At 57.4% G+C, this 6,574-nt stretch carries 5 protein-coding genes; 3 read left to right on the plus strand and 2 right to left on the minus strand.

The window, feature by feature from the left end; translation table 11 throughout:
* Positions 1 to 7 precede the first annotated feature (7 nt).
* Positions 8 to 2,017: an acyltransferase family protein gene (locus BLT47_RS06550; RefSeq protein ID WP_074662992.1), complete on the minus strand. Its 2,010-nt coding sequence runs from the start codon at positions 2,015 to 2,017 to the stop codon at positions 8 to 10.
* Positions 2,018 to 2,301: 284 nt separating this feature from the next.
* Between BLT47_RS06550 and BLT47_RS06555 the strand changes: the two genes are divergently transcribed.
* On the plus strand, positions 2,302 to 3,405 hold the full coding sequence (locus BLT47_RS06555; protein ID WP_407706108.1) for an Mrp/NBP35 family ATP-binding protein: 1,104 nt from the start codon (positions 2,302 to 2,304) through the stop codon (positions 3,403 to 3,405).
* Between the two features lie 246 nt (positions 3,406 to 3,651).
* A complete protein-coding gene (locus tag BLT47_RS06560; RefSeq protein ID WP_049619283.1) occupies positions 3,652 to 4,275 on the plus strand; it encodes an O-methyltransferase in 624 nt (207 codons plus the stop codon).
* 198 nt (positions 4,276 to 4,473) lie between these two features.
* On the opposite strand, the gene BLT47_RS06565 is transcribed toward BLT47_RS06560, so the two are convergent.
* On the minus strand, positions 4,474 to 5,892 hold the full coding sequence (locus BLT47_RS06565; RefSeq protein ID WP_049619282.1) for an MFS transporter: 1,419 nt from the start codon (positions 5,890 to 5,892) through the stop codon (positions 4,474 to 4,476).
* Between the two features lie 233 nt (positions 5,893 to 6,125).
* Between BLT47_RS06565 and BLT47_RS06570 the strand changes: the two genes are divergently transcribed.
* On the plus strand, positions 6,126 to 6,482 hold the full coding sequence (locus BLT47_RS06570; protein WP_074662998.1) for a hypothetical protein: 357 nt from the start codon (positions 6,126 to 6,128) through the stop codon (positions 6,480 to 6,482).
* The last annotated feature ends 92 nt before the right edge of the window (positions 6,483 to 6,574 follow it).

The raw sequence follows: 6,574 nt of genomic DNA on the forward strand, positions 1-6,574 counted from the left end.
GTTTAGCCTAGAAGCTTTGCAGGGCGCGCAGGATTTCGTCGGCGTACAGTCCGGCCGCGGTCGGGTCTGGGTGTACGCGGTCGCCCGCTAAGTGTTCTTCGTGGGCGGCGGCGATTGGTTCCCAATCGGCTACCCGCACGTGCGGATCGGTGGCCGCGATTTCCCGGATTTTCTCAGCTGCTTCCCTAATCCAGGTTTTATTGGCCGGCCCATATCCGGTAACGAGCACGATCCGGTGGTCTTCTCCGAGCGCTTGTTTGACGGCGGCCCAATCGGCATCGCTCACCGAACCGTTAGTGGCGAGTGCCAATACTACGTAGGGGCGCAAAGTCCCCTGCTGTTTCATGCTGCTAATAATTCCCGGTGCGGGTTTGATAGAGCGGGAAACTTCACCGTCGACGGCGATATTCGGCATGCGTTCCTGCAGGGCGGGAGAGGCCGCTACCGTCACCGAATCACCAATCACCGTCACATTCGAACCATCTGCCGCAAGCGGTACAAAAGGTGGCTCTGTCACCTGGGGCTTTCCTGCCCCGGCCGGATCATTAGCTTGGTTCGCGCCGGCCCCGGCAGCCGAATCAGCGCCCGCACCGGTCTGCTTCGTATCTGCATCCGCCCCGGTTTTCCCGGCCGCAGCAGAGTTATCTCCACCGGATGCCTGGCTGTCTGCCGCCTGTTTATCGCTTCCAGCATCGTGCTCGTCGCCGCCGGCACCGTGCGGAGTTTCATCGTCTGGGCTGGCTGAAGCCGCGCCTTTACCGGCCCGGTTTTCGAGGGATTTTTGGCCGGCCGTCACGTATTCTTCGGCAGAAGACTGCGGCTGGGAAGTGGCAAGAGCCCACCCGGCAAGCACGATTGCTACGGCCGTGAGGGCCGCCGTCGCCCGTTCCCGCCAACCGCCGGAAACCAACCACCCGTGCACAAAACTGCGTGCGCAAGCCCGGAAACCGTGTTTACGGACCGGGGTTTCCACATATTTGAAGGACAGGTGTGCGAGCAGGATGGAAAGCGGGATAACGATAACGGCTACCGTCCAGTTGCGCAGGTTGAAAGCATAAAAACCGAGCACAATGAGCGGCCAATGCCACAGGTAAATCCCGTAAGACCGCTCCCCCAACCAGACCATAACGGGTTTATCGAGCAGGTTTACGAGGCGGTGGGCGGCGGCGTCGCGCCCGCCTAGTAGACCGAGGATAACTACCGCGCTTGCCAGGCACGCAAGCAGCGAACCCCACGGGTACATGAACCGCGTTTCGGGGGCGAAAACTCCGGCTAACACCAACGCGGCGAGGCAAACCCAGGAACCGATCCCGAGATACTTTTTGGTTTGCCGGCCCACCGGCAGCGGCGCACCGTTGATGGCTTCCGGGAGGGCGAAAGCGATTGCCGCGCCGATCATGAGCCCGAAAGCGTGGGAATCGGTACCCACGTAAGCGCGCGTAACGTCATCGGCACCGGAAACCAAAACTTGTTGGCAGATTGCGGAAGCTGCGGCGATACCCAGGCACGTCCACACCGCTATCCGCCGCGAGCCAACCAGGGCCACCAAAGCGAGCACGACTAGCGGCCAGAGCAGATAGAACTGTTGCTCCACCGCCAGCGACCACATGTTGGTAAGCAAACGCGGGGACTGTGATTCGAAATAGGAAGAACCGTTAGCCACTTGGAACCAGTTATAGGTCCCCGTAACCGCGCCGAATGCTTGCCAGGGCAACTGTACGAGCGCATCCCCGCCCACGATACGGGCCAGCGCCAACGTGCCAATCGTGGCTACCGTGACCGCGGGGGTAAGGCGGCGAATACGCTTTCGCCAAAAATGTGGAAGATCAATCCGCCCCTCACGGTGATATTCCCGCGTGAGCAGCGAAGTAATAAGGAAACCGGAAAGGACGAAGAAAACGTCTACCCCGATATAGCCAATCCCGCCCGGCCAAATATGGAACACGAGCACAATAAATGCGGCAATCGCTCGCAAGCCGTCAAGACCACGAACTCTCTGGTGTTGTTTCACCTGCATGCCCGGTTTCCTTCCTTGTTCCAGAGCTATTTCCCGCCGGGGCCGGCAGGTGAGGAAGTGCCGGCCAATATTGAAAATTTTCTTGTACGCACCTTGTATACACCCATGCGCACCCGGTTTGTACTGTTAGTTTGTACCGGAAACGCGGAGTTAAACACAGCGGTGTAATCCCGAGTTACCAGCGTACTTCTTAGCGCCGCACCTCGCTGGCGCCGACACTGTGAGACGCGTTAGCACCCCGCCCCGCAGGTACCGCCAATGCGAGACGCGTGCCGGGTAGGGTATTGCGTATGGTCACGAAGCAAGCAATTGTGGATGCTCTCAGTAAAGTTATCGACCCGGAACTACGCCACCCAATTACGGAACTGAATATGGTGGACAGCGTTGCTATAGACGAATCCGGGAACGTGGCGATTTCGATTCTGCTTACAACTTCGGACTGTCCTTTACGTAACACCATTGAACGGGATGTGCGTCAAGCCGCCCAAAGCGTAGCCGGGGTGCAAGACGTACAGGTAACCATGGGTTCCATGACGCCGCGGCAAATACAGGACCTGACCCGCAAATTGCGCGGAAAACAGGTGCGCGGGGAAATCACTTTTGCGGCCCCCGATTCGCCCACACGTATCTACGCGATCGCTTCCGGAAAGGGCGGGGTGGGCAAATCTTCCGTGTGTGCGAACCTGGCGGCCGCGCTGGCCGCTAATGGGTTGCGGGTCGGTTTGGTAGACGCCGATATTTATGGCTTTTCGATCCCGCGCATGCTCGGGGTAGAAACGCCCGCCCAACAGCTCAACGGCATGATCGTGCCACCGGTAGCCCACGGGGTGAAAGTGATGTCTATCGGCATGTTTGTGCGCGATAATTCGCCGATAATGTGGCGCGGCCCGATGCTTTCGAAAGCTTTGGAACAGTTTTTTGCAGACGTGTACTGGGGCGAGCTTGACGTAATGCTCCTGGATCTGCCGCCCGGCACTGGCGATGTAGCAATTTCAGTGGGTTCTTTGCTCCCCACTTCCCAACTCGTGGTGGTTACTACTCCGCAATCGGCCGCCGCCGACGTTGCCGAACGGGCAGGCACGATCACGAAACAGACCGGCCAACCGGTTGCCGGGGTGATCGAGAATATGTCTTGGATGGTACTGCCGGATGGGCAACGTGAATACTTGTTTGGGCAGGGCGGCGGCGAAACGGTAGCCCGGGCGCTCAGCGGCAAGCTCGGTTATGAAGTTCCGTTGCTCGGGCAGGTTCCTTTTGAAACCGCCATCCGAGAAGGGGCCGACGCCGGCACCCCCGCCGTACTCTCCCTCGTGGAAACAGCAGCTGGTAAGGAACTGCGGGAAATTGCCACCCAGCTCAGCCAGCGGCCCCGGCCGCACCAAAACTAACCGGGAAACCTGTCCGGTAACTACCGCGGGCAGCCGGCAACCTGCCGCAAGGCATAGAGCAGAGTCACGCCTGCCAAAAAGCCCTAACCGGACCAACTCGCCTAAGATGGATTCGTACCGCGCAAGCGGGAACAGCACCGCGCAAGCGGGAATAACATCGCGCAAGCGGGAGCAACACCGCGCAAGCGGGAACAGCACACTACCCCACCGCCGCGGGGCAGCTAGTTTTATTTACAGGGAGCAGGAATGGCCGATTTTGTGCAGGCATGGGCATACGCGGAAGAATCCGTGGTGGAAGATCCCATTACGGCCAGCGCTCGCGATCTGGCAGCAGAATTTGGGATTCGGAGTATTTCTCCAGCGACGGGAAATTTTTTGCGAATGCTCACCGCTCTTTCCGGTGCTACCGCGGCGGTAGAAGTTGGTACCGGTACCGGAGTTTCCGGGCTCTACCTGATCCAAGATTCTAGCCTTACTCTCACCACGATCGATATCGAATCCGAAGCACAGCATCATGCCCGCGAATTTTTCCGGCAAGCCGGGGCGCGAGCTGGGCGCGTACGCGTGATTAATGGCGCCAGTGCCGATATTTTGCCGCGCCTGGCCACCAGCTCCTACGATTTCGTGTTGCTAGATGGTGATCCTTTGGAAGCCGAAGGAGACGCTACCGAATGTTTGCGTCTACTCCGCCGGGGCGGGCTCCTCGTGGTGGCTCATGCCTTGCTCGGAGGAAAAGTAGCTGACCCGGCCCGGCGGGAGGACGACGTCGTCGCCACCCGTAACCTCATCAAACACCTCTCCCGCACGGAGGGGATAACCACCTCCCTCGTGCCGATTGGCGACGGGTTACTCCTCGCGCGTATCGACTAGCTCGACCGGCGAAGGCCCCGGGCATTCCGAGGCCTTCGCGCTTGTTTGATTCTCTCTCGCTTGGATTACAGGAGCGCCACACCACCGATATTGGGAGCACCCACAACCGGTGTAAGTGTTTACGGCGTATTTTTCTACGTCTCCACCACCCCGCTGCCCTAATGCGTTTTTACAATAAATTACGCCTTTTCCTAGCTTTTAGTTGCCAGCGTGGCTTGCTACTTCCTGTTCCAGATCGTCCGTAATGACCTTTCCCTTGGTTTCCGGGGTGGAGAGGCAGGCCAATATACCCAGCCCCATCATGATGGAGGTAAAAGTAAGCACGGGTACCCAACCGAAGGCTCCGGGACGTACCAGAAGGGCGGCAATCATCGGAGTGAAGCCAACAATAATATTGCCAATCTGAGTGGATACGGCATAACCAGTCATCCGCAAACGCGTGGGGAACATTTCGGTATACATGGGAGCTTGCACCACGTTGCCGCCGGTCGCGAGCAGGCCAATAACGAAGAGAAGGATCACTAATACCGTCAAGTTGCCTTCTTGAATCATCCAGAAAACGAAGGGGAACAGCACCAGTAGCGAAATCATCGAGATGAGATATACCGGGCGGCGGCCGATCTTATCCGAAAGTGCGGCCCACAGCGGCTGAATAGGAACACCCAAAACTAGAGTTCCCGTGGCGAGCGCTAACAGGGTGGCCTTTTCCCAGCCCCAATAGGTGACACCGTAGTTAAGCATGTAGTTCGAGACGAGCACACCGGTAATTGCATATTGGGCCATTGCCATTACGCGAATAACTTGCCGCCAGTGATACTTAAAGAGCTCGGCGAGAGAACTCTTTTTCTTCGGAGCCGGCTTAGCTGGTGCCGCCACCTTTTCTGGCTTCACCTGTACGGCCGTGGGATCCTTAGCCGCTTCTTGGCGAGCGAGCGCTTCATACACATCGCGTGGTTCATCTGCCTTCGAACGTACCCAGAGAGCGTAAATCACCAGCGGAATAGCGACGAAATAGGGAATGCGCCAACCCCCGTTGAGAAGAAATGATTCATTGGTAGAAACCGGGATAAAGGCGGCAATACCCAACAATTGGCCGATTAATAGGCCGTGCATAGTGAAGGCCACCAGCCGGCCTCGTTTTTCCGGCGGAGCCAACTCAGACGTCATCGCCGTGGAACCGGCTTGCTCACCACCAGCCGAGAAACCTTGGATCAATCGCATCAGCACCAAGCTCACGCCCGCTACCGGACCGATCGCGTCGTAACTAGGCAAGAGGCCGATTATCAAGGTAGCGAAACCCATTAAACCAAGTGTGAGGAGGAGAGTCTTTTTCCGACCCCAAGTATCCCCGAGATGGCCGAGAACTACGGCCCCCAGCGGCCGGGCCAAATAGGCCACACCAAACGAGGCCAGGGAAGCAATATTTGCTAGCGTGTGATTTTCCCCGGCCCCGAAAAATACGGCCGGAAAAATCACTGCCGAGGCCGTACCATACAGGCCAAAATCATAATATTCGGCCAGGGCTCCCCAGAACCCAGAAGCTGCCGATTTTTTCGCCGATTTTTCGAGGCTTACATTACCGTCGGCGTCCGTTGCTACACCTTTATATGCAGCCATGTCGTTCCTTCCACGTTCCCCGGATGCTACTTTGCATCCGGTGCAAGCGTCATTACGCACCTGACGCACCTGCATTTCATTGCCGCAAGCGTATAGATTTTCGGCCCTAAGATCGTGGCTTATGGGGATGATTTCGGGAAGATATCCCTCCTCCGAAAAGACGATAGAGACTAGATTAGATAGATATACTGATGTGAGTTGTTACCGCTCACGCTCGGAAGGAAGGTGGCGCTTTGCGAACAAATCTACAGTTTTCGCAGCGCCTGGTTGACGCCTTGGTAATTCTTCATCCCTCCCGGGACCGGCGGACAATTGCCCGTTATTTCGTCAACCTTGTAAACGAGATACTGCCTCAAGCTGATTTGGTTGCATTCTATGTTTATTTCCAACGTCAGCGAGCATTTGGCACCATCGGAGTATCCGGGTACCCGCACTTCAGTTCCACCCTGATTACGGAAGAAAATTCCCCTTTTGGCCAAGTGCTCAGCAGCCGGCAGCAGGTATGGGCCCGTACTCCAGCAGAAGTTGCACAGCTTTACCAGTTTCCTGATGATGGCTCGCTAGCTTACGAGCGTACGCACCTGCTCTAGGGCCCGACCCCCGGAAAGTGGACATGGGGGTGGTGTTTATGCTGCAAGGTCAAGTGTAGCTGACGCGTGTTTTTCGAAGGTGTCTGGGGCCT

This window comes from Actinobaculum suis (assembly GCF_900102025.1).
Taxonomy (GTDB): Bacteria; Actinomycetota; Actinomycetes; order Actinomycetales; family Actinomycetaceae; genus Actinobaculum; species Actinobaculum suis.